Here is a 1,540-nt window from a genome sequence, read left to right as displayed (position 1 = left end):
GCCCGTTCCCAGGCCGGCTTGCGCAGCAGCCGTAGTCCGTTGAGGCCGACGATGACCGTGGACCCTTCATGCCCGGCCACGCCGAGTGGCAGGGGCAGATGGCCCACCAGATCCCAGACCACGAGCACCCCGATGAAGCCGGCGGCGATGATCAGGTTGGCGATGACGAGACGCCGGGCGCGACGGGCAAGACTGATCACGGCGGGAATGGCGGCGAGTTCGTCCCGGGTGACGACCGCGTCGGCGGTATCGAGCGCGAGGTCGGATCCTCCCCGGCCCATCGCGACGCCGGTGTGGGCCGCGGCCAGCGCGGGAGCGTCGTTGACGCCGTCACCGACCACCATCACCTTGGCGCCCCGCGCTTCCAGTTCGCGCACCGCGGCCACCTTGTCCTGGGGCAGCAGGCCCGCCCGGACGTCGGTGATGCCGACCTCGCCCGCGAGGCGATCGGCCGCGCGCCGGTTGTCACCCGTGAGCAGCACCGGCTCGGAACCGGTCAGCGCCGTCAGCCGGTTCATCGTCGCGGCCGCCGCGGGACGCACCCGATCGGACAGTCCCAGGACACCCGCCGGGAGGCCGTCGACGAGGACGACGACGGCCGTGTTCCCGGCTTCCTCCAGCTCGGCCACGATGACGCGAGCCTGGTCGTGATCGTCGTCGAGCAGCCGCAGCGGACTGCCGGCCTCGATCCCGCGGCCATCCACGCGAGCCGACACGCCACATCCCGGCGCCGAGGTGAAATCCCCGGCCGGACGATCAGATCGCCCACCCGCAGCACCGCGGTGTCCACGATCTCCTCGCCCACGCCGGTGAGCCGGGCCGCCCGCTCGGGGGCGAGGTCGAGCAGCCCGCGAACCGAGTCCTCGGTGCGTTTGGTGGCGATCGCCTCCAACGCCCCGGAGATGGCGAAGATGACGATCAACAACCCGCCATCGAAAACCTGACCGATCACCGCCGCACCGATCGCCGCGAGGACCATCAACAGGTCCACGTCGAGCTTGCGCTCCCACAACGCCCGCAAGCCCGCCCAGCCCGGCGCCCAGCCACCGGTGACATAGCAGGCCAGATACAAGCCCCACCACAGCCAAGACGGCCCGTCGGCGACCTGGACCAGCGATCCCACCAGGAACAGAACCGTCCCGGCGGACGCCCACCGCACTTCCGGCAGCACCCACATCCCTGCCCACCGCCGCCGCGGCACGGGCTGATCGGCAAGGCTCGCGCGCTCACGCACATCCGCAGTCACGCAGATACCATATATACGCAGTCACGCAGATACGCAAGAAGCCGGGCAGCCAGGTATGCTCGCCGCATGCACACGTCGCTGCCGGACTTCGACATGCCCAACGAAGAGCAGGTACACCTGGCCGCCGAGTCCTTCCGCCTGCTGGCCGACCCGACCCGGATCAAGGTCCTCTGGGCACTACTGCAGGGCGAATCCTCGGTCGCCTGCCTCGCCGAACTCGCCGGCGCCGCCCCCACCGCGGTCAGCCAGCACCTGGCGAAACTCCGGCTCGCCGGCCTGGTCAAAGGCCGCCGC

Annotated in this window: 3 protein-coding genes; 1 reads left to right on the top strand and 2 read right to left on the bottom strand. The window is 70.7% G+C overall.

The window, feature by feature from the left end; all coding sequences use genetic code 11:
* Together AC069H_RS42755 and AC069H_RS42750 are read right to left on the bottom strand one after the other, a co-directional pair.
* Nucleotides 1-629, bottom strand: a 629-nt coding sequence (locus tag AC069H_RS42755) for an HAD-IC family P-type ATPase (protein ID WP_478236181.1), incomplete at its 3' end; no start/stop codon positions are given.
* Complete coding sequence (locus tag AC069H_RS42750; RefSeq protein WP_478236180.1) at nucleotides 515-1,246, bottom strand: hypothetical protein; 732 nt, start codon at nucleotides 1,244-1,246, stop codon at nucleotides 515-517. The genes AC069H_RS42750 and AC069H_RS42755, both read right to left, overlap by 115 nt.
* Nucleotides 1,247-1,312: 66 nt before the next feature.
* On the opposite strand from AC069H_RS42750, the gene AC069H_RS42745 reads away from it, so the two are divergent.
* A partial coding sequence (locus AC069H_RS42745; RefSeq protein ID WP_478236179.1) for an ArsR/SmtB family transcription factor occupies nucleotides 1,313-1,540 on the top strand: 228 nt, incomplete at its 3' end.

The organism is Amycolatopsis sp. NPDC043887 (assembly GCF_056435665.1).
This window is presented reverse-complemented; position numbering and strand designations above follow the sequence as displayed.